This window comes from Pseudomonas sp. H11T01, from assembly GCF_048515765.1.
Taxonomy (GTDB): Bacteria; Pseudomonadota; Gammaproteobacteria; order Pseudomonadales; family Pseudomonadaceae; genus Aquipseudomonas.
On sequence record NZ_JBLYED010000011.1, the window covers coordinates 111467 to 132838 of the forward strand.

Consider the following 21372-nt stretch of genomic DNA (forward strand, 5'->3'; position numbering starts at 1 on the left):
ATTTTTCACTCCGAGATTCAGCCGCATAGCAGCAGCGATACCGTAAAATGTACGACAGGTCTATTTTTTTGTCCAGCCGGTCAGTGCTATTTTTTCCACGATTTAGGCTTGTTCTGAAGGATCGCCTATGTGTTCCCGCGATCTTTTCTTAGACCGCATGATCTCCATAGTTAAAAGGCTGACTCATCCATGCTCGTGATACGTGTTGCGACAGTGAGCGGAACCTCAGTAGCGACCCTTACACCTCGCCCTCACCGCCATCACAATCCGAATCTGGCCCGAACGGTGCCTCCGTTCATCAGGTTTTCCTAAGCCCGGGAGGCGACAAGACCTAAGCACTTGATTATTAAGATTAAAAAAAAAAGAAAATTCGACATTAAAAACCTTGATTTGACCGACCATTCCGGTAATCTGACTGAAAGGTATGTTTGCTCTACCTACGAGTCAATCAACAACTGAAGAATAAGAATCGGCGGCTGAATCATTTATGCACCTGCCCTCGTTACAAATAAGATTAGAAATATGACTAGGGAAAAATTATGAATAGCTCACTTAATCAACGATACTCAAACGTAAGCCCAATCGGCTCCTGATCCCAAATAGCCATGCAGCGTCATGGATAAATTTGACCTAAAAAATCAACTTTAAAGGGGAATACCAATGGAGCGCTTATCGAAAGCTGCGTTTTCCGTGAATATGAATCCAGTTACTGAAAAAAATACTGAAATAACAAAGACTAAGCTAAGCAGCAAGCTTGGTACGCTAGATATTGTTTTTACCGTCTTGGCTTACAATGCACCGTTGACGGTCATTACAGGCTACATGCCACTCATCATGATGGAAGGAAACGGGCTGGGATTGCCGCTCGCTTTTCTCGCGGCTGGCTGCTTGATCATGTTATTTGCATTCGGTTTCACCGCAATGTCGAAACATGCTCCAAACCCTGGCGCATTTTACTCCTATATTGCGATTGGTTTGGGACGTCACTTAGGTCTAGGTAGCGCATTCGTGGCCATCATGGCCTATTTTTTCATGACGTTCAGTATCTACTGTTACGCTGGAATTTCTTACTCCACTCTTTCCAACACCGTACTCGGAACACCACTGATGCCATGGTGGGGCTGGTCGTTTATAATAATGGCACTGGTCGCGGTTCTCGGCTATTTGAAGGTCACCCTATCGGCGGCAGTTCTTTCCTTTGCTCTATTATTGGAAGTGTTATTGGTCATTACTTGGGACGGCGCTGTGTTTGTCACAAACGGTGTCAGTAATTTCTCAACAGAATGGTTATCGCTGAGCAACTTCACCTCCGGTTCGGTTGGCGTTGCAATCTTGCTGGCTGTGGGCTCCTTCGCAGGATTCGAAGCTACAGCTATTTTCCGGGAAGAAGCCAAGGATCCAGAGAAAACTATACCTCGATCCACTTTCCTTGCAGTGGGCATTCTGGCAGCTTTGTTTATCGTCACCGCTATCGCATACATCACTGCTTATGGCGCTACATCCGTAGTGTCCGCGACCCACGCGGATCCCGCCAACGCAATCCTCAACAGCGTAAGACAGTACCTAGGCAACGCAGGTGCTAACACCATGAACGTGCTGCTTTGCTCCAGCATCTTTGCATGCTTACTGGCGATGCAGAATATCCTTTCACGTTATGTGTATTCCCTCGCTTCTGACAGAGTGCTGTTCCGTAAACTTGCGGAAGTGCACCCCAAACATCAATCGCCCCACTATGCCTCCCTCCTGGTATCGACAATTGCAGCAGCAGTAGTGAGCATTTGTGTCGTCTGTGATGTAGATCCGTACAAGGGTTACGGTGGTCTCGGTGGGGTCGGCGGCTATGCCTTGATGTTGCTGCAACTGCTCACCGCTGTGTCGATCATTGCGTACTTCGCAAAGGTTAAGCACACCTACAGTTGGTGGAGAGCTTACTTCGCGCCAGGCTTGGCCGCAGTAGGCCTATTCTCCACATCGTGGTTGGCTACCACCAATATGGAACTTCTTACCGGTGACACAACTTTGGCATATTCCCTGATGGGTCTGGCGTTCGCCTTGTTGGCAATAGGCGTTTTGTATGCACATTTCCTGAAATATGCACGCCCTGATGCTTACCGCAGGATCGGACGCCAAGAAATATAATGACCCACCGCCTATAGATAACGCGGGCCGGGATGGCCCGCCATAGCGACGGCAGGCGGCCAAATATTTGCAACCGCCATGCCATCCTTAAAAAGTGGATATTTGATGCAGATTCTAATCGCTTCAACCGGTGAAATATTTTCAGCGGAGCCGGAATTCGATTTGGTCACCTCGGCGGTGCGCTCTGGGTGCTCCGTCGGGCACTCCTGCCGACAAGGTGTCTGCGGAACTTGCAGGGCCATGATCACCTCAGGTAGTTATAGCATTCTGGGCAGCACTGATATCCAATCCGTAGGCCTTGATAATCCACCCCATGAGGTGCTGCTCTGCCAGGTTACGCCTCATTCCGACATCGTGCTGACGCATGAACCGCCCAGCGCGGATAAGCCAAGCTACTCGGCACAAATTCAATCCTTAGACAGACATGCCGATGATGTCCTCAGTATTCGGCTTTGCATCCTCACCCCCGCCTCTTTCAGTTTCAAATCGGGTCAATTCGTGGGGATACGCTGGATGGCGAAAAGGCTTAAGTACTTTTCAATCGCAAATTCCTCTCAATCATCGAACACAAATGAGATTGAGCTTCATATTAGGAAAAAGATGGATGGCGAATTCACTAGCTGGCTGTTCGATCAAGCTAAGTGCGGAGATATTCTAGGGCTTGAAGGGCCATTCGGGGATTTCGAATGGATCAGCCCCTGTGAACGCCCCGCTATCCTATTGGCCACTGGCACGGGTTTCGCACCAATCAAGTCGCTGATCGAAACCCATCGTCTCTGGGAGCGAACCACCCCAGTACATTTCTACTGGGGTGGACGCACGCTGCCGGATATCTACATGTCCCAACTTGCGGCGCAATGGGGCGAGGCAGGGCACTCCTTCCACTACACCACCGTACTTTCAAAGGCTTGTTCGGAAAACTGGCCAGGCCGACGGGGACGTCTGCCAAAAGTGGTTTTAGAAGATTACCCTGACCTGAGCGGTTTCGATGTATATGCCTGTGGCTCTCCTGAAATGATCGACAGCGCTAGATCATCTTTTATCGAGAAAGGTTCACTGCCATCTGAGCGCTTCTTCGCTGATGCATTCAACGTCGGCCCACCGCCTGGGAAGCTCCCCGCTGTTAGCTTCGATATTGCTTTCAGTGAGAGTCCAGTCCGAGGCCGCATTCAAAGCGAAACCGGTATAACCCTCCTAGAGGCGATTCTCAACGTTGGTCTCGAGCTCGATCACTATTGTGGTGGTGGCGCAGTGTGTGCCACTTGCCGGGTGAACATAAGTAATCCAGAGGTTTCAGACCTAGAGGAGGATGAAGCCGATCTCTTGGATTGCCTTACTGACTTGCGATCCGGTGACAGACTGGCTTGCCAAGTCTTGGTCTCCGATCGTTTCGACAAAGTTTGTATCCAACTGCCAGGACGGCCTTCCCGCGTTTCTCGTCTGATGGAGCTTCACCATGACCTTTCCGAATAGCAATACTGAGGTTGTCGGCCCACGATTCTCACGAGACGGCATGCTCGAAGCACGTGACAAAACCATGTCAGCGCTCGATGAGATTGCCAGTCATATTTATCCAGGTATGACCGAACCTGAAGGCGAACGGACAGCCCGCAAAGTGTTGAAGAAGCTCGGGCTGTTACTTGGATGGCACAAGGTAGTGGTGCGCTTTGGTTGCAACACAGTCTTGGAATATGGTGCTCCTTCGGTACCTGGAATAACACTTCAGAAGAACGATATTTTCACCTTGGACATCGGGCCAATCTGGAAAGATTGGGAAGGCGATGGCGGAAACACCTATGTCATCGGAGACGACCCAGAGATGCACCGGGCAAAACGGGACGTTAAGATAATATGGGACGACGTGCAGGACTACTGGAGAGCCACGGGAGCTTCAGGAGATGTGCTATACGATTATGCCGCCAAGAAGTCCGACTCTATGGGTTGGGTTTTCAACCCGATCATGGCCGGACATCGTGTGGCTGATTTTCCTCACCAATACCCTGGGAGTTTAAGCGTCCTCGGTACTGCGCCCTCCACTCATAGGTGGATTCTCGAAGTTTTAATCCGTCACAAGACGCTTCCATTCGGGGCTTATTATGAAGATCTCCTGGTATCGTAGTCATCTCAGGCAGCCCACACCTAAATATACGTAACCGCACGACCAGCCCCCTCTAAGCACTAAGCCTTGTAAGCGTCTGGCGAAGTCACCTATCTGAAAGATGTTCTGACTCGTCTGTGTCGACGCAGCGGGCGAGTGAGATTATGCAGTTGCTTCGGCACAAGTGGGCGTGCGTTTAACTAAGCAAGGCGTGTTCGCCGGACGCCTGCTAAGCCTTAGACTCCAACGCAAATCAACCCCACTAACATACCTCCTGAACAAGTCTTAACAGTCCGAGATGATTTGCTAAGACTTGAACTCAATGACACACAATGATAAGCATCTTTACTTCGATGAGCCCGCCGTGGTTTTTTTAGGACATTCCACCTACGCGATGTGGGGTTTGTTGCGATTGAACCTTCATATACTACTTACGGTTCCGTTTACTTTAGGTGATGGCAAATCGGATATTATAGGGTGTGGCCTTAAGCATCAGCGCGCTGCTAATTAGGAAAAGCAAAGGTTGTTTAACCGTGCTGATTGCAAATACATCGCGCTAGGCAACGCTTGCGCTGAGCGAAACCCTGATAGGCTCGCCCCTCCTGCCAGGGGTTTCAGCATATAGGCTAATATTTGGCGGGAACGGAAAAAAGGCTTGGGCGAAAACCTCAAGCCTTTAATCCAGCACGGTTTTTGCGCAAAACTAGATCTGTTAATCGAACGAAGTGACTCGGTTGAGATTATCCAACGCCTCAAGGTATTCGTTCAGCATCCTTTCAATTTCAGACTTGACCGTTGTGTGCCCCTTCATATCACCAACAACCTGGCCTACTGAATGAGTCCAATAGTCGAGCTTATGAGCACGCTCGGCCGCCTTAAACGGGTAGCCGCAGAGAATGGACTGCATTGGCCAGTCAAGCGGTTTCAATGCACCAGGCTTACTCCACGCTTGCACGTACTCAGTATTCAGCATGCGTCCCTGCTTGCCTGTCATCGCTTTGCTTAGTCGAGCGTCAGTTGATTCGGCTTGGAATAACTTTTCCCGCATCTCTAGCGACAGATCACTTTCAGCAGTACCAAGCCACAAAGAACCAAGCCAAAAGCCTTGGCAACCCGTTGCGAGAGCTGCGAGCATCTGTGAGCCTCGGCTTATTCCACCGGCTGCCAGTACCGGCAAACCCCCAGCGGCTTCAACGACCTGAGGCCACAGAACCATAGAAGAGATATCGCCTACGCTGCCTCCTGCTTCAGTACCTTGAGCAATAAAGATGTCTACCCCAGCATTCTTTTGCTTGATGGTGTGCTTTGCACTACCAACAAGCGCACCGACCTGGATTCCTCGCGCATGCGCGTCTTTAACTACCCACTCGGGAGTCACCCCCAGCGCGCCAACAATCAAATTCACATTCTTACTCAGTGAAATATCTAGCTGCTCGCGGCTTTTCTTATTGGTCATTGCCATCTTGTGGGCATACTCGACCATGTAATTTTCGTAGTACTCCGGACTCAAATCAGCTACACCGGAATCGTTCAGCATCTTGCGAACGAAGGCTATATGCTCTGAAGGAATCATCTTCAGGTATTCTTCTGGTGTTTTTTCAGGCCCGCCCCCGCTGCCGGCACTGGTGTCAGGGAACACCAGGTCAACACCGAAAGGTTTTCCACCAACCTCTCGGGTAATCCAGTCGATCGACATTTCCAGCTCTTCAGGTGTCATCCAAGCGGCGCCCAGAACCCCAAGGCCTCCGGATTTGGTGACGGCAGCGACCACATCGCGACAATGCGAAAACGCAAAGATAGGAAGCTCGATCCCAAGCTGTTTTGCCAATTCTGTTTTCATGTTTCACCTGCCTTTTGATGTATCGACCTCAGCTAGACCAGCGAGGGCTAATCGCCAAACCCACGAATTTATTCCCGTGGGCCATTTTTTAGACCGCTCGGTATGAAAATATCATTACGAGTATACATTTGCAAAGGGAGATCTGCGTCTGAAAATGGTGAGAAAACTCATGACATCACCCGCGCATCACCTAGGATTCAAATTTTTCTGCGGCGAAATCCTATAAGAATGTGAAATAACCACGTTGTCCTAGAGATAAAATAATGAAACGTATCGGTAAACTGACACCCCAGGATTGATTACTGGGCGTCATGAAACCGCCTAATAACTTTTCACCTTATTGACCAACTCGCACACAATAACGGATGATCAGCAGTCCTAGAAACCAAAGAAAGTTTGCAGCAGACAAGTAATATAAAACTGTATAGTCCACCTCACTCCTTCTTAGGGTCGGTAAACCTCTACGATGAGCGGCAAAAGCTCTCAAAGCTCTGAAACTGATAAGGACATAAATTTTCATCTCCTTATCATGCTGAAAATCAGCTCCAACCCCAAAAATTCGAACACACTACCCCATTAAGCTTAAACCCAAGGGAAGTACTCTGGATAAATACTGTTGCCTGTTGCAGGATCAAAGCTTGATTGAGTTTTAGTTTTTTGAGCTCCCACCTCAAGTTTAGATTTATTGCTCACTTTTGCGGAAAGAGTCCTCCCAAGACGCCGAAAGAAGGACAAACCTAACTGTAATTTCATTTTATTCATTTCACATCTCAAGAAAAGGCAACCTACCAACCCTTCCGACGGTGATAGGCGCCAGAAGACAACCTGAAAGACGACATTTAAGCGACCAACGAAAATGCAATCTCCCTCCTTTGAGCCGTCAAACGACAAACCCTAGAGTAGGTATCTAAGACCTAGTACCAACGCTTTTACTTTTTACAATACCTAGTTCGAGCAAAACGCCTCAAGTAGACAATGCAACTCTAGGCGCCAATTTTTTTCCGGAGCAATGTCAACGCGCATTGAGCCAGGCGAACGTCTAAAACTAGGATGTAACTACGTATTGTAGTTACCTGGTAACCATTTACGTAACTCTTGCCAATTAGCAGGAAGATTTTTGAAACGATCCAAACCTAGGCCTTCGATTGGAATTGAAGATCGCCCTTCAAGCACTAGGTCAGCAGCGGCTCGACCTACAGCGGCAGCCATACCAAATCCATGCCCAGAAGTTACTACTAATACCAATCCTTCGGGGGACGTCAGCCGCTCCAGAATTGTCATCTGATCGGGCGTCACATCAACAACTCCCGCCCAACTCCGGAGCACAGCAGTGTTGCTCAAAGAAGGAAACAATTCACTAACGCGCTTCACCATGTTTCGCAAAAGTGGTGTGTTCGGTTTTGCAGGTTCTCTATCAATATCCACCCCTACCCATTCGTATGGCCCACCATTAAAATGAATATTTCCGCGTTTGGTCTGGCGAACAGACATACCATGACCAACCAAAGCAATATCAAATAACGGAGGTAACGGCGCAGTAACTGCGGCCTCCAGCCTTACAGCTGCTACTGGCACATTTACGCCGATCATTTGACCAATGAGAGCTGATTGAGGCCCTGCGCTGCTTACCACATGATCGGCGTAAATAATGCCATCTGGAGTTCGAACGCCCTTGACCTTACCGCTCTCCACGACAATACCAAGTGCTGGCGTCTGCTCTAGAACAACGCCTCCCCTATCCATAAACGCCCACCCAAATGCCTGAGAAGTGCGCTGTGGGTTAGCGTGACCAGAGTGTTTGGTATAGAGACCGCCAATTACTGAAGGTGAAAGCGAAGGAATCAACCTTCGACATTCGGCACTATCCAATATCTCGCAAGACAAATTAGTTCTGCGAAAGCTTTCGCGAAGCTCGAGGGTTTCCTTCCAATCTTGCTCGGTTATCGACACCCAGATACGACCTTTGGGTGTCCACTCGGTGGGATAACCCAATTCCTCGTCTAGAGTCGACCACATTTTCTCTGCGGCCATCGCTAGCGGATTCTCCTCAGGCTGGTCTGCTCTGAGGGACAGATAACCTGTGGCACGTGAGGAGGCCTCGTTAGCCATCCGACCTTTCTCAACAATTACGACTTTCATGCCTGCTTTAGCGAGCCAATAACCAGTCGACAAGCCTGAGATCCCGGCACCGATAATTACTACATCTGCATTTTGCATCGGGAATTACCTCAACGTTCAGGCTCGCCGTGGGGAGCGATGTCCTCTACAGGGTTTAGCCAATAAGGCCATCGATCACTCATGGATGCAGGTTCATCGTGTGCAGTCATGACAGCGATTGAAAGTGGTCGAACAGGAATTCGATAACTGCCCGGGAGCACCGCAGACAGCGGTAGATTGGAGAATCCTGCGAGCAACATACTCGAGTGCTCCCGACAACGCCGCCCCTGGCAATGCCCCATTCCTACGCGTGTCATACGCTTATGCATATCCTGGTTCGCCGAGCCCTTAACAATTAACTTGCCCAGCGCGTCATCGGGACTGCCTTTTTCAACTTTTAGATACCGGGGAGCATTTACTGAAAGCAGTTGCCTACGTGTAACCTCCTCGCACTGACAGGTGATCACATCAAGACCTGCCGCCTCAACAAGGCTATCTAGCCATAGGGTTGGCGGATAACCTGAGGTAGATGACGTGGTAACTGTTGGGATTGATATTTGAAAATCAGGAGCGATTCCTTGAAGGCTCAAAATCGACGCCACTGCGGAGTATGCCTGCGACATTGCGACTTCGGGGTGAAGCAATGCAGCCTCATCAATTCCCGACGCATCACCGATGACGTAGACACCATCAACGGAAGTCGCTTGCTCTTGCGTCAATTCGGGCACCCAACCACCAAGGTTGTTATCAAACTTGGTGGAGCAACGTGCAACTGCGGCCAACTCAATATTAGGCACTGCACCGTAGGCCATACAGATCGTGTCGCAGGCCAGATCTACCCTTTGCTTATCCCCGCCGATCCCTGCGAGACGAATGCCAGAAACCTGGGTTTTTCCGATAGCCTCAACGACCGTAGTATTGAGGAAAAACTTTACGGCGTGCTCCCTCAGCGAGGACTCGAGAGCTGAGTCTCCTTGGATAGTATCGGAGGGTTCAACGATACCAACGATGTTGACGCCCGCTTCAATTGCTTGCAATGCAAACTGAAGAGCAATATTTCCTGACCCCAAGACAACTAGCTCATTACCACCGAGCGCCTGGTATTTGCCGAGCAGAGTAGTCGCTGCTTTAACACCCAGGACGCCTGGCAGTTCCCAATTTGGGAACGACAACACAAGGTCACGAGCTCCGGTAGCCAGGACAAGGTAATCGAAACCCAACATCCATGATTTTTCAGCATCCGCGAGTCCAACTTGCTTAGAGGACAGATTTTGCGTGTTCTCACCTGGTACAAAAACACCCCAGACGCAGGTGTTCGTGATGACATCTACGCCTGCCTCCAAGCAATCCATCAGCAAATCGTTAGAACCAAGTACACGATCAGCAATGGTAGCTTCGTCAGAAAGCACCGATACCAATCGAGCACCGTAGAAATAAGGAGCATCCAGGCTCATCGAGGCCGTATTCTGCGGATGCTCGTCTACAAGCGTTACGCGCAGACCATTTCTGGCGGCAGCCAACGCCGCGGTACATCCCGCGACACCGGCGCCCACTACAACCACTTGTTCTTGTTGAATGGTCATATTGGAATCACTTGGCTTTGAGTTCGTTAACACGGGCTACAAATGCCGGTAGCACCTGTTTCAGATCACCGACTACCCCGTACTTGGCGATAGAGAAAATGCTCGCCTCAGCGTCCTCGTTGATGGCCACGATATTCTTGACCCTACCGAGTCCCGCCAAGTGGTGGATAGCTCCAGAAATCCCAGCCGCGACATAAAGATCAGCGCTGACTTTCAATCCACTGAAACCGACCTGACGCGTGGATGGCACCCAGCCCATATCAACTGCCGCACGGCTTGCGCCTACAGCAGCTCCCAAGCTAGTGGCGGCATCTTCAATGTAATGCCAATTATCTGCACTGCCTACTCCAATTCCGCCCGCGACCACTACTCGAGCGCTCTTCAGAGCAGGCCCCGTTCCTGAGTCCTCGGTAACGACCTCGAGCACCTCCACACGACGAAGTACTGGATTGAACTGCACAGCCTCGACCGAAACCGCAGCGCCCGTATCAGCTGCCGGTTGGCTGCCGGGACTCAACGTAATCATGCTCAATTTGCGGTTGAGCTGATAGCGAGCTACGAATGCCCCGCCGCAGTTAATTTTTACTGCCACGAGATGACCGTTTTCACGTTGAATACCGGTGCAGCCCGTGACAAGAGCCGCGTCGAGTTTCGCCGCCAGTCGCGGAACCCATTCGCTGGTATCTGCTGATTGCGCAAATATCACAAGTTCAGGTTGCACAATGCCGATAATAGAGGCAGCAGCAGCGACAAACGAATCACCGTTGTAGTCAGCCAGGTCTGGATGATCTGTGACATAAAGTGAGGTCATCCCCTTAGGACTGAACGCTTCAATCACATTACCAAGCTGGTTACCTAAAACTGCGCCATTCACTAGCCCGCCATCATGGACGAGCTGATTCGCAAGCGATGAAAGTTCAAAAGTAGTGGTTTGGAGCTGGCCACTCTGCACATCGCCAAAAACCAAGATATTTCCCATCAGATTAGCCCCTCTTGAACCATCAACTCAGCCAGTGCTCGGCCATCACTCTCTGCAGAACCGGTCGAAATCAGATTGGTCTGTACCTCAGCCTGAGGTTTGACTGAAAGGCCCAGGAGCGTTGTACTCGGAAGGTAATTCACCACCCCCAGCTCTTCAGCAGTCCAGGTAGGAATCGTTGCCTTTTTAGACATCATCACGCCCTTGAGCGCGGGCGAACGAGGTTTGTTAATCTCGTTTGAAACGCCCAGCAAGGCGGGCAAAGAAACCTTCAGCCGCTGTAGTGAATCTTCGCCCAACCGATCTACAAGCGCTGCACCTGAGCCATCAATTGCCACAGCTTTGATAGAATTTACAGCTGGAAAATTGAGCCTTTCTGCGAGCATGAGATGAGTCTGCCCAGCATCTGTATCCGATGACGCTTTACCACACAGAATCAGATCTACTGGCTCCAAGCGCCCAATGGCAGCTGCTAACAGTTCAGAAATCAGAGCACCATCGCACTCAAGGGCTGATGGGCCTTGAATCAAAACCGCTGCGTCAGCACCAATAGCAAGCGCGCGGCGTAGCTGATTGATGGCCTGATCGTCCCCTACGCTCAGCACGGTTACTTTAGCTCCGAACTTTTCTTTGAGACGAATGGCCTCCTCCACGGCGTTAGCGTCATACCCATTAAGAACTGGACTACCCGAACGCACTTCGACAGATTTACCATCGACTCCAACCTGGAGTAAGGCTGGAGGTGTGTTAGGGTCGTATACCTGCTTCACAGTTACCACGATATGCATGTGACGCTCCTCTTTCGCCGGTTTTCTTGTAACGCGGCTGACTACTGTTGATCACCGACAAGGGGCCAGATCACTGTACGTTTAGCCGCCTTGAATCAGCACGCCCCTCTGTAGTTGAGTAACTCAGAGACGGCTCTACCCACATCGGGCCCATCGCATTAAGCAAAAACACAACCAGCGACCTATTGGTACACAAAAAAGACTGACCGGTCTATCTTTTTTTCAGTCATTCTTAAGATTGCAGCTGCGGCGCACATAAGCCACTGAAAATTAACGTTAAGTTTTGAGCGGAACTCATGCATGACCTCACGTCATGACTCCCAAAAAAGGAATCATGATTCGAATCTGCATGCAGGAGTCAGAAATGAGTTTGTTCGACGAATGATGGGATCGACGGTTCGACAGACTAAAATTGCTTGCAGAAGCAAAGACCGCATGGATTTACATCAGCTTAGATTGACGTAATTCCAAGTGTCGATTGCCCGATCCCTCTTTGTCGATTACTTCAATAAGTCAGAATACATATCAGCACGTCGGTCGCGCAGTTGTCTAACCTCAGCTCGTTCGCGAGAGAGACGCAAGGTAGAAAGATCCAGGTTGACATCAAGCAATCCTTCAATTTCGTTTTCTTTTACAGCGTAAGTACCGTCTTTAATTTTGAATTTATTATCGATCGGGCACGCAACAAACGCACGACCTGAACATTTAGCGGGATAGTCATAAGGGATACCCAAATCCCCAACCAAGGTTGAGATACAAACAAACATCTGGTTTTCTAACGCACGAGCATGTCCGCTGTGCCACTCACGCCAAGTGCCCAGCTCATCCGTTAAGGTTGGAACAAACAATACTTCCACTCCTTGACTGGCGTAATGCCGTGTCAATTCTGGATACTGTAAGTCATAGCAGATAACCATACCGCAACGTACGCCATCGATTTCGAAGACATTAAGCTCTGCGCCGCCCTCAGTTTGAATCGCGCGCTCGCCCCTTGTCATATGAACTTTATGTTGACGTATATGAGTCCCATCAGGATTGAACACAAAGCCACTGTTATATCCTTTGCCCTCTTCCTCATGCCAAAAGCTACCGCCAATAATATAAAGCTCGTATTTTTTAGCGAGCAAACTCATGAGCTCTACATGGCGCGGTAAAAGTGGAGTTAACACTCGACGATAAAACTCCGCAACCTTAGAGTTATCGACGCGTTCTGCTTCGCTGTCCGTCCAAAGCAGGCCCATTGGCAAGAATTCAGGGAACAGAACAGCTCGACTATCAGCCGCCTTAGCCTTAGCAACAAATGACTCCACATGCTCAGCATATTCGTCGAAATCGCTATAGCGGCGAATTTCGAACACTGCAACAGAGACTTTCAAATTATCGACCACGAGCTACTCCAGATCACAATTCTTAACTTGTGCGAAGCCGCTAAGCTGCAGCAGTCCATAGCGCACTGATTTAATATTTTTACCCAAACCGCGCGACATCTTAAATTTGCTTACGTTAACTTTATAATTAATATCGCGCGGTATTGGTTTACACCGCTCGGCTATGCATCATTACTTTCCACTCACCCTCTTGCACGACCTCGCCACGCTGGTTAACAAGTGATACGTAAAAATTAACAATCCCAACAGCAGGCTTCTTGGTAGGACGTAAAGAGTCAACCTTCTGGTGAACATGAATGGTGTCACCAATCAAAATCGGCCCGCGCAGATCCCAAGTCATCCCGAGAAACGCAATTGCTGTACCTTCTTTAATACCGAGTCGGCTTTCAAGACCGGTCGCAATCGCAAACCCAGCAGGGCCGTGCAGAATTCGTCCACCAAAAGGCGTGGTCTTAGCAAACTCTTCATCAGTGTGGACAGGGTTGTGATCACCTGTAAGAGCAGCAAACATAACAATGTCTGTCTCAGTGATCGTTCGACGTGGAGAATTCCACTCTTGACCGACATAGAACTGCTCATAATAAAGTGCATTTTGACCGATGCCAGTCAATTGAGGTTGATTTTTTACTTCTTCGATGCTGCTCATAGGCTAGCTCCTTTACTTTTTGGGTTTGCTCGAAGGGTTGTGGCGACGTGACCCATCGTACTGAACACAACATTCTGATGCTTTTGCATGTACTTTATCAGTTGCTCCAACATCTTAATGCGCGGCCCACGCCCAATGATTTCCGGGTGGCACGTAAGTGTGAAAACGCCGGATTCCGAATGTGCACAGTCGAACTCCGCACTCCACGCTTTGTAAACGTCCTCAGGCAATCGCAACCCCTGATAAAGTGGACGAGGGGTGAATTGGAAATACGGATAATCATCTAATTCCCAAGCCACTGGAAACTCAAGAATTGTACTTTCGTAGCCAGGAGTGAAGCGCTCCTCAGTTACTACGTCACCGACTCGCGCATAATAGGTCTTGTAGTCATAAGCCATTAAACTACTGTCGTAAATCAAGCCATGCTCTTCTAGGACTTTGATTGTGTCTTGACTCAGATCCCAGGCTGGTGAACGGTAGCCAACTGGACGTATTCCAGTTATTTCAGTTAGCGCTTCTATACTTGCTGCTAACGATTGACGCTCCTCCTCTAGTGCAAGTCCGACTGGCGACTCATGCACCAGTCCATGACAAGCCACCTCATGGCCCTGCTCAACAATCAGCCGAGTCAGGTCGGGAAAGCTCCGCGCGGTGTGTGCTGGCACAAAAAAGGTCGCGACCACCTCACAACGCTGCAATACCTCAAGTACCCGAGGCAGACCTACGTTGGCTGCAAATTCTCCTCGAGAAAATGGGGTTGGCGACGTCTGCTTGAACGTACTCAACCAAATGGACAGCGCATCGAAGTCAAACGTCAGACATACCGTGGTCATAAACCCTACCTATTAACGTGACATCACCCAGTCATGACCCAGCGATCCTTGACTTAGGTGATCTAGCTACCCACGGCACCGATTAGAACGACCGGACTGCCACTCATACCTGCCGTATGGTTTTTTAGACTGCCGGGTCAGTATGATTGAATAATCAGTCGTGTCAATACGGTCGCGAGCAAAATAGTGTGGCTTCATCTGAAGCGCTTGAAGCCCCACAGGCAAGCGCCTGCAGGCCGAAATAGCTTGCAGCTGTTGGATACGTAACATAGGATTTAGACTCAGCGGTTGTTTTTTGATACCCGCTGATCTTTTATTCTGGCTGGACTGCAGTCATCCGAGGAGAATCCAATGATCGAAGCCGTAAACGTGGGCGAAAGCTGGCCGGGAGTTTCATTAGCGACCATTGCCACCGGTACTAAGACACTATTTCTCACTGGGCATTGCCCGACTGACGCAGCAGGCAACGTCGTCGACGGCGACTTTGAGCATCAGGTGAGAGTGACTTTTGAGAACATCCAGCTGACCCTCAAAGCCGCCGGCGTAGGGTTCGAATCCGTCGCTAAATTCAATGTATTCCTAACAGAGGTGAACCCTGAAATTCTGGCGACCTTCAAAAGGGTTCGTAACAGCTTCGTAAACCTGGAGACGCCTCCAGCATTTACTGTCATTGGTGTTGGCGAGCTGTGGGATCCATCCATCAAGGTCGAAATCGATGGCATTGCCATCATTGATAACAAATAGCTCTGACCTGCAGATTTCTTGCAAGGAAACCTCCGCGGTCGCCGAGTTAGCGTGCAGCGGGGGTTTTCACTTTCTGCGTGCATTGCAAGAAACGCGTCAGGGAATTAATTTTTGACTTTCAGGTACAAAAAAAAGACAATCAATTAGGTTTAGGATCCTGCGCGCTGCTGAAACATAGCATCGAGGGCTCTAAATAGACCGTTCAACAGGTGTCAGGATGGAATTTACATTCAAAGGCGTAGTTTACCCGGCTCAGACCGACGCAATGGGTCATATGACCGTGCAGTTTTATATAGCTGCATTCGACCAGGCTTTTTGGCACCTCGTTGCATCTCTCGGCTATAACCCTGGATGGCGTGATGAACGTCAAGAGGGGTGGGCTGACGTTCGCCACGAAATTGATTACCGTGCGGAATTGAAAGTTGGTGATTTGTTCACCGTCGAAAGCACGGTCAATCGGGTCGGGAGTTCGTCGTTAACGACGCGTCATGTTCTTCGCAATTTCAATAATGAAATTTGTTCAGAAATCATGATGATTAGCGTTTACTACGACCTCCTTAACAGAGTATCCAAACCGATCCCTGGCACCATAAAAAGCGCGGCAAGCGCATTAGTTTCAGCACCTTCCCCCTTATGACTGCTCATTGGTGAAATCCATGAATATCGATTTACGCGACCAACTCAAGCAACGCAAGCAAGCGTATGTACAGGATGAAATCTTGTCCGCTGCTGCGCGATTGTTTGGAGAAAGAGGATTTCGTGCTATCACAATCAATGATATCGCCGCTAGCCTCGGTTACACAAAGTCGGTTGTTTATTACTATTTCACCAACAAAAATGAAATTCTCTGGCAGATCTTCCTGCGGATGTGTGATAGATACATCATTACCGTGAATGAAGTCTTGCAGCAACAAGACTTGTTGCCCCAAGAGAAGCTCAAGCAGATTCTCTACCGTCATTGCTTGAATGTAATGACTCAGAAAGACTGGACAGCAATTTTCTTCCGTGAAGAGAGTGAATTACTCCCTGAACAGTTGGATCATATGCGCAAACATAAACGCGAATATGACTCTCTGATCGAAGAAGTTTTTGAAGATGGTGTAAAAGCCGGTGTATTTAAATCGATACCGTCGCATATTGCTGTCGGTGGATTTCTCGGCATGTGCAATTGGCTTCACACCTGGTATAGCGATAAAGGGCCACTGACAGCGGAAGAAATCGCTACTTATTATTCAGATATGTTAGCTGATGGTTACTTGAAGTAAATTTCAGACAGACCAAGGCGGGTAACCTGCAATTCCCCGCCTACTTAATTGCCATCCTCAAGACAATTCCACAAGTCATTTTAGATAACAGCTCTAAGTGCTCGTGCGCTCACTAGAAAGGTTTTAGATAAAGCCCGTCAGCAAATGACAGCGCTCAATCGTCCTCCCTTTAAGCATAGGACAGATATACAGTAACGATAATGTATAAAAAAGTATCGACATAAGCTATGCCACCATCACTCTCAATCTAAGAAAGTAATAGCCTCATTCAAAGTAGCTCAACTTGTTCGCCCAGCGTTTGCTAAATGCCCGCTATCCGGCCAACCAAATGCAATTCCGCAGACGATGTGGAGTTCATCAGGTAAAGGCATTTCCTTTCAAAATACATCAGCCCGTTGAGCAGTCGATGCTTGGGCTACAGCATCAACCCCAAGAGCTTGAGCTGCTAAAAGAAATGAGGTGAGATATCCGCCACAACTAAAAGCGCGCGAGGGCCTAGAGAAGAGTGGGTAGTGATAAGCGCCAAATGCGGAGCATTAAAGAACTTAAATTCTCCATTGCCTGCTTGGCGCCCCCTTCCCTATCGCCTTTCTGAATGCCAAGTGTGCTGTATAGAGTCGACCCACAAGAACGTGGACGCTCCTGAAAGACTCCCGTATAGACAGGTATAGGCCGTATATCCGCTACAACTCCAGCACCACCGGACGCCCTTCTGAACATCTCCGTATGTATGTGCTCGAGCCGCTCGACGCTGATGATGTAGACTTGCCACGGCTGTATATTGCAATCGGACACTGTACGCTAAGCCGCTTCAAAAATTCGTATGACTAAATTTTTAGGCAGCGGCTCAGGCCTATAAGCACGGCATGAATAGCGCCCTGAGATCAAATTCTCCAGCACACTCATATCATCGCCAGGCCTATATTTCATACTCGAACTCGAAACCCTTGCGTCAGTGTCTAACGTAAACCGTGCAACTACTATTTCGCTGTCCAGCCACCATCGACTACAAAATTCTGGCCCACGCAATAGTCCGCTTTATCCGACAGCAAAAAAAGAATCATGTCAGCGATATCAGCGGATTTGCCTTTACGCTGCATAGGAACGGTACGTTGTAGCCACTCAGGATCTACACCCACGCCACGCATCTTAGGCGCATGTTCGCCCAAAATTCGTGTGGAGTTCGCTCGCATTTCCGTTTGAATGGAGCCAGGGCATACAGTATTGATGCGGATGCCGTCTTTAGCGTAATCACAAGCCATTTGCTTGGACAAACCAATAACAGCGTGTTTCGAGGCCGTGTACGATGCTCCATCAGCGCCACCTACCAAGCCACCTACAGACGCAACGTTCACAATGTTCCCCTTCCCTACGGTCAGGAAATGGCGAATAGCAGCACGGCAAGCATAAAAAGTACCGCGTAGATTAATGTCAATAATCGCTTCCCACAGCTCGTCGCTTGTCTCTACCGCGCCCGCGAATCCATCGAAAATCGCCGCGTTGCAGATCAAACCATCCAACTTACCGTATTTGCGAATTGTGCCAGCGATCAGTTCCTCCACCTGCGCCAAGTTCCGAACATCAGTCTGGACAAAATCAACGTTCCCAACTCCTTTTGCATTGATCGAGTTGGCGGCTTCGGTACCCTTGTCTTCTAAAATTCCGCCTAAAACAACGTTCACGCCGGCGGCTGCAAGGTGCTCAACAGTTGCAAGACCGATACCGGTTTCACCACCTGTAATGATAATTACTTGACCATTTAGATTGAACATCTTTATCTCCTAAAAATTTAGAGTTGGGCAAGCTCATCTGAATCTGAACAACCCATAGGTAGCGGGGTTTCATCTTTGCATTCAAACACCCTATGCCTCTGCTGAGGTAGGCACGGGAGCAATCAGTGGTACGAAACTCTCATGCTGGAGCAGGGTCGTTTTTGGCGCTAGGTCTCTTCGAATTTGGAATCGAAAGAGTCATGTACTGACAATTTTTAACCCATTGCTTTATGTAAGCGACCATAAGCATGTAAGCCTAACCTCTCGGTAAATTCACATACCCGCGGGTATTAATACGTACCGCAAGGTCAGTATGACGAAGCGGCTGGGTTTGTCAATAACTGTTTCCTACCTGTAACCGCTGAGCCTTTACGGGCAGAGATTGGGGGCCGCTCTGATAGACAACCCAGAAATCGCTATGCACGTAGACCCCAAATGACCTGCAATGGGTTCGTCGAAACAGAAATTTTCAAACAGTTATGCCTCTCAACCTAGAGAAGCGCACCTCTTTCTGTAAGACGTCACATACGCCCACAAATCAGATTCAATCCGGTCGCTAATAGGGCTCTCTCACACGAAGGATGGGCTCAGTTACTGAGCGGCAGCTCAAGGCTTCGTACCATTCACAAATACCCCTCACACGCCCGTTTCAATAGCTAACGTCTTCAGTTGCTCAGCTTGTGGGTCGATGTATCTTAAAGCCGGATAGCCTAATCCCGGCTCGCGCTCCCGTTTAGATCTCATTTGGGCGACCAACGACTCGGCAGCCTGGTCTAAGGTCTCAGCGTTTTTTGCAGTTGCAAACGTTTCTCTCAGGAAGCGACCAGCTTGATCGGGAGCAAGAGAATATTCTCCTGCCGCCAACACCGACGTCGCCAAGCCTGCCACCATTGAAGGGTTGCTGGATACACAGAATCTCTGTCGCAACAGTGCCAGGCTTCTTTAATGCGTAATCAAGCACCGAGCACAAGACACCGTTCACCATCCGAGCCTCACCGGTCGTAGGCAAACAGCCTCGGATAAGTAGAAAGGTGGCGGAGGCAAAATCGAGCTTGCCTGTAATGTCACCTAGGTCATAGCCACGAATGTACACAGCATTGTCTTTGATATGGCTAACAGCACTGCTCCAATACGGCTTGTTTGTATCGTTCATCCAGTCGTACTCGGAATTGGTATAAAGCCCCTAATTTTCCTAGGGACAGCCCCAAGCTATGCGACAGGTCTTTTGCCTGGCTAGCACGACAGCACCAAGAAAACCGCCGGTGAATCGGGTTCCATCAGTTGGTTGCCTTTACCCAAAAAGCTGATAGTATACCTCATGGTCGTTTTTCGTACCCGATGGTCAGTTTTCGACTTTCGGCACCCAAGGCGGCCAGATCGACCGTGCCCTCCGCATAAAATGAGCACATAGCCGGGTGCATACGACGAGTTCTGTGAGCTTTCGCTTAGATGTAACCTGCCTTTTACCTACAAAAATTGATACCACCCAACCTCATAGGATTGATCCGGTATGCAGGACACAACTTTTACTTCGACTACTCTCTACAGTGCACTGGCAGACATTGCCCTGCTTACCCCTTCAGCACCCGCAATCGTCTATGAGGGACAGACCATCCAATATAGCGAGTTAATCGAGCGTATTGACGTGGTAGCCGACTATCTGAACAGTCTGGGATTGCGAGGCGGACATGCCATAGCTGCGTTCGGTCAAAACAGCCCAGACTTTGCTATTCACTACTACGCAGCGGCAAAGCTTGGCGTAGTTTTTGTACCCCTGAATTTCAATCTGACACCTGCAGAAATTGCCTACATTTTGAATCACTGTGAGGCCAAGTTTCTTTTTCTGGACGATGACGCCACGGCGCTGATGATTAACAGTTCTGAAACCGCAATGTTCAGGAGCCAGTTCAGGCCTCTTCGCATGCCGGTACGCTCAGAATGGGGGGTCAATCTGATTGCTCCTTCTGTGCCTGAGGCTGATCATGATCTGATCATTGCATACACCTCTGGCACCACGGGCACCCCAAAAGCAGTGGTCATGGATCACAATGCACAACTGGGCGCAGCAAAAGCACTTAAAGAGTTTTGGGGGCTGAATAGTAAAGATTGTACGGTAGTAGCCGCTCCCTTAGGGTTCTTACTGGGGTTGTCAACCGCCACGACCGTTGGTTTGTTAAATGGTATGAAGGTTGTACTCCACCGACGCTTTCACCCGGCAGAAGTGCTTGACTCAATGGTTGAACATAAGGTCACCGTGTACACCGGCGTCCCGACTATGTATTCCATGATGCTGGAGTATAGCGAGCAGCAAGACATCACTTATGACCTATCTAAAGTTCGCTCTCTTATCTGTTGCGGGGCTCCGCTTGCGGATGAGCTCAAAAAACGATTTGAGACACGCTTCTGCCAAAGATTACAAAATTATTACGGCATGACCGAGTGCTATCCACTAATCGGTAAATTTGCCAATGATCCAAACCCTCTACCAGAGGGGTGTGTGGGACGCATCGCACCTAACGCGAGCATCAGGATCGTGGCGTCGGATGGGAAAGAATGTGAACCTGATGTCGCTGGTGAAATGTTAGTAAAAGCAGCGTCCATGCTGAAGAGATATCATAAAGATCCTGCTTTAACAGAAGCATCGCTTGTTGATGGCTGGTTCAAAAGTGGAGATCTTGGCTCAATCGATGCTGCTGGCTACATCTATATTACCGGTAGAATTAAGGACATCATTATTCGTGGGGGAGCGAATATTTCACCAGTCGAAATTGAAAATGCACTGCACCGTCATCCAGAAGTTCAGGATGCTGCAGTAATCGGAGTTTCTGACGAACGTTACGGGGAAGTTCCCGTTGCATTTATTACCCGTCGTCAAGGCTGTGAAGCCCTGGAAAGCAACCTCCTTCAGCATTGTAAAGTTGCTCTCGCTAAATTCAAGGTGCCAGCTTCTATCATTGTATGTGACGCCCTCCCACTGGGTAGTACTGGCAAGGTTGATAAACAAGCATTAAAAAAACAATGGACTAAACTCAATACAGCAGTAACACCGTCATAATTTTCAGATGCAGCCCAAAGTCGAAAAGGATCGGCTTTGGGCTGCATCCGCTGCTGTAAAAGCGCTTATCGTTACTGTTTCAATT

Annotated in this window: 18 protein-coding genes; 7 read left to right on the top strand and 11 right to left on the bottom strand. The window is 49.1% G+C overall.

Translation table 11 applies throughout. The features are described 5' to 3' along the window. Window positions 1-660: 660 nt before the first annotated feature. The 3 genes from ACN1C3_RS16565 to ACN1C3_RS16575 all read left to right on the top strand — a co-directional run bounded on the left by ACN1C3_RS16565 (window position 661) and on the right by ACN1C3_RS16575 (window position 4258). Window positions 661-2139 carry an APC family permease gene (locus ACN1C3_RS16565; protein WP_419116848.1) on the top strand — a complete coding sequence of 493 codons (1479 nt, stop codon included), beginning with the start codon at window positions 661-663 and terminating at the stop codon, window positions 2137-2139. Window positions 2140-2244: 105 nt separating this feature from the next. Next, entirely contained in the window at window positions 2245-3612 is a 1368-nt protein-coding gene (locus tag ACN1C3_RS16570; protein WP_419116849.1) for a 2Fe-2S iron-sulfur cluster-binding protein, read from the top strand. After that, entirely contained in the window at window positions 3596-4258 is a 663-nt protein-coding gene (locus ACN1C3_RS16575) for a M24 family metallopeptidase (protein ID WP_419116850.1), read from the top strand. The genes ACN1C3_RS16570 and ACN1C3_RS16575 overlap by 17 nt, the downstream gene beginning before the upstream one ends. Before the next feature lie 691 nt (window positions 4259-4949). Here the strand turns inward: ACN1C3_RS16575 and ACN1C3_RS16580 are convergent. From ACN1C3_RS16580 to ACN1C3_RS16620, 9 genes are all read right to left on the bottom strand, one after another. After that, window positions 4950-6077 (bottom strand): nitronate monooxygenase, encoded by a 1128-nt coding sequence (locus ACN1C3_RS16580; RefSeq protein ID WP_419116851.1) that lies wholly within the window; start codon window positions 6075-6077, stop codon window positions 4950-4952. A 582-nt stretch (window positions 6078-6659) separates the two neighbouring features. Beyond that, the gene (locus ACN1C3_RS16585; protein ID WP_419116852.1) at window positions 6660-6839 is read right to left on the bottom strand and encodes a hypothetical protein; all 180 of its coding nucleotides are present in this window, start codon (window positions 6837-6839) and stop codon (window positions 6660-6662) included. 294 nt (window positions 6840-7133) lie between these two features. Next, window positions 7134-8294 carry an NAD(P)/FAD-dependent oxidoreductase gene (locus ACN1C3_RS16590; protein WP_419116853.1) on the bottom strand — a complete coding sequence of 387 codons (1161 nt, stop codon included), beginning with the start codon at window positions 8292-8294 and terminating at the stop codon, window positions 7134-7136. Window positions 8295-8305: 11 nt separating this feature from the next. Next, complete coding sequence (locus ACN1C3_RS16595) at window positions 8306-9817, bottom strand: FAD-dependent oxidoreductase (protein WP_419116854.1); 1512 nt, start codon at window positions 9815-9817, stop codon at window positions 8306-8308. A gap of 7 nt (window positions 9818-9824) precedes the next feature. Further along, complete coding sequence (locus tag ACN1C3_RS16600; RefSeq protein WP_419116855.1) at window positions 9825-10796, bottom strand: electron transfer flavoprotein subunit alpha/FixB family protein; 972 nt, start codon at window positions 10794-10796, stop codon at window positions 9825-9827. Then, a complete protein-coding gene (locus tag ACN1C3_RS16605) occupies window positions 10796-11584 on the bottom strand; it encodes an electron transfer flavoprotein subunit beta/FixA family protein (RefSeq protein ID WP_419116856.1) in 789 nt (262 codons plus the stop codon). The genes ACN1C3_RS16600 and ACN1C3_RS16605 overlap by 1 nt, the downstream gene beginning before the upstream one ends. A gap of 500 nt (window positions 11585-12084) precedes the next feature. Continuing rightward, window positions 12085-12972 (bottom strand): nitrilase-related carbon-nitrogen hydrolase, encoded by an 888-nt coding sequence (locus ACN1C3_RS16610; RefSeq protein WP_419116857.1) that lies wholly within the window; start codon window positions 12970-12972, stop codon window positions 12085-12087. Window positions 12973-13120: 148 nt separating this feature from the next. Continuing rightward, window positions 13121-13618 (bottom strand): MaoC/PaaZ C-terminal domain-containing protein, encoded by a 498-nt coding sequence (locus tag ACN1C3_RS16615; RefSeq protein WP_155002497.1) that lies wholly within the window; start codon window positions 13616-13618, stop codon window positions 13121-13123. After that, window positions 13615-14451 carry a polysaccharide deacetylase family protein gene (locus tag ACN1C3_RS16620; RefSeq protein WP_419116858.1) on the bottom strand — a complete coding sequence of 279 codons (837 nt, stop codon included), beginning with the start codon at window positions 14449-14451 and terminating at the stop codon, window positions 13615-13617. The genes ACN1C3_RS16615 and ACN1C3_RS16620 overlap by 4 nt, the downstream gene beginning before the upstream one ends. A gap of 351 nt (window positions 14452-14802) precedes the next feature. Here ACN1C3_RS16620 and ACN1C3_RS16625 point away from each other — a divergent pair, with 351 nt between their 5' ends. The 3 genes from ACN1C3_RS16625 (at window position 14803) to ACN1C3_RS16635 (ending at window position 16460) form a co-directional block, all read left to right on the top strand. Beyond that, complete coding sequence (locus ACN1C3_RS16625) at window positions 14803-15195, top strand: RidA family protein (RefSeq protein ID WP_419116859.1); 393 nt, start codon at window positions 14803-14805, stop codon at window positions 15193-15195. Between the two features lie 217 nt (window positions 15196-15412). Further along, window positions 15413-15832 (top strand): acyl-CoA thioesterase, encoded by a 420-nt coding sequence (locus ACN1C3_RS16630; RefSeq protein ID WP_419116860.1) that lies wholly within the window; start codon window positions 15413-15415, stop codon window positions 15830-15832. Between the two features lie 19 nt (window positions 15833-15851). Then, window positions 15852-16460, top strand: a complete 609-nt coding sequence (locus tag ACN1C3_RS16635) for a TetR/AcrR family transcriptional regulator (RefSeq protein WP_419116861.1) — start codon at window positions 15852-15854, stop codon at window positions 16458-16460. 980 nt (window positions 16461-17440) lie between these two features. Here the strand turns inward: ACN1C3_RS16635 and ACN1C3_RS16640 are convergent. Together ACN1C3_RS16640 and ACN1C3_RS16645 are read right to left on the bottom strand one after the other, a co-directional pair. Continuing rightward, window positions 17441-18232, bottom strand: a complete 792-nt coding sequence (locus ACN1C3_RS16640; protein WP_419116862.1) for an SDR family NAD(P)-dependent oxidoreductase — start codon at window positions 18230-18232, stop codon at window positions 17441-17443. A gap of 636 nt (window positions 18233-18868) precedes the next feature. Continuing rightward, window positions 18869-19111 (bottom strand): hypothetical protein, encoded by a 243-nt coding sequence (locus ACN1C3_RS16645; RefSeq protein ID WP_419116863.1) that lies wholly within the window; start codon window positions 19109-19111, stop codon window positions 18869-18871. 631 nt (window positions 19112-19742) lie between these two features. Between ACN1C3_RS16645 and ACN1C3_RS16650 the strand changes: the two genes are divergently transcribed. Then, on the top strand, window positions 19743-21287 hold the full coding sequence (locus ACN1C3_RS16650) for a class I adenylate-forming enzyme family protein (protein ID WP_419116864.1): 1545 nt from the start codon (window positions 19743-19745) through the stop codon (window positions 21285-21287). Window positions 21288-21372 lie beyond the last annotated feature (85 nt).

Excerpts from the sequence above, each read along its gene's own strand:
- ACN1C3_RS16565 (WP_419116848.1), top strand. The coding sequence starts at position 661 with ATGGAGCGCTTATCGAAAGCTGCGTTTTCCGTGAATATGAATCCAGTT.
- ACN1C3_RS16570 (WP_419116849.1), top strand. The coding sequence starts at position 2,245 with ATGCAGATTCTAATCGCTTCAACCGGTGAAATATTTTCAGCGGAGCCG.
- ACN1C3_RS16575 (WP_419116850.1), top strand. The coding sequence starts at position 3,596 with ATGACCTTTCCGAATAGCAATACTGAGGTTGTCGGCCCACGATTCTCA.
- ACN1C3_RS16580 (WP_419116851.1), bottom strand. The coding sequence starts at position 6,077 with ATGAAAACAGAATTGGCAAAACAGCTTGGGATCGAGCTTCCTATCTTT.
- ACN1C3_RS16585 (WP_419116852.1), bottom strand. The coding sequence starts at position 6,839 with ATGAATAAAATGAAATTACAGTTAGGTTTGTCCTTCTTTCGGCGTCTT.
- ACN1C3_RS16590 (WP_419116853.1), bottom strand. The coding sequence starts at position 8,294 with ATGCAAAATGCAGATGTAGTAATTATCGGTGCCGGGATCTCAGGCTTG.
- ACN1C3_RS16595 (WP_419116854.1), bottom strand. The coding sequence starts at position 9,817 with ATGACCATTCAACAAGAACAAGTGGTTGTAGTGGGCGCCGGTGTCGCG.
- ACN1C3_RS16600 (WP_419116855.1), bottom strand. The coding sequence starts at position 10,796 with ATGGGAAATATCTTGGTTTTTGGCGATGTGCAGAGTGGCCAGCTCCAA.
- ACN1C3_RS16605 (WP_419116856.1), bottom strand. The coding sequence starts at position 11,584 with ATGCATATCGTGGTAACTGTGAAGCAGGTATACGACCCTAACACACCT.
- ACN1C3_RS16615 (WP_155002497.1), bottom strand. The coding sequence starts at position 13,618 with ATGAGCAGCATCGAAGAAGTAAAAAATCAACCTCAATTGACTGGCATC.
- ACN1C3_RS16620 (WP_419116858.1), bottom strand. The coding sequence starts at position 14,451 with ATGACCACGGTATGTCTGACGTTTGACTTCGATGCGCTGTCCATTTGG.
- ACN1C3_RS16625 (WP_419116859.1), top strand. The coding sequence starts at position 14,803 with ATGATCGAAGCCGTAAACGTGGGCGAAAGCTGGCCGGGAGTTTCATTA.
- ACN1C3_RS16630 (WP_419116860.1), top strand. The coding sequence starts at position 15,413 with ATGGAATTTACATTCAAAGGCGTAGTTTACCCGGCTCAGACCGACGCA.
- ACN1C3_RS16635 (WP_419116861.1), top strand. The coding sequence starts at position 15,852 with ATGAATATCGATTTACGCGACCAACTCAAGCAACGCAAGCAAGCGTAT.
- ACN1C3_RS16640 (WP_419116862.1), bottom strand. The coding sequence starts at position 18,232 with ATGTTCAATCTAAATGGTCAAGTAATTATCATTACAGGTGGTGAAACC.
- ACN1C3_RS16650 (WP_419116864.1), top strand. The coding sequence starts at position 19,743 with ATGCAGGACACAACTTTTACTTCGACTACTCTCTACAGTGCACTGGCA.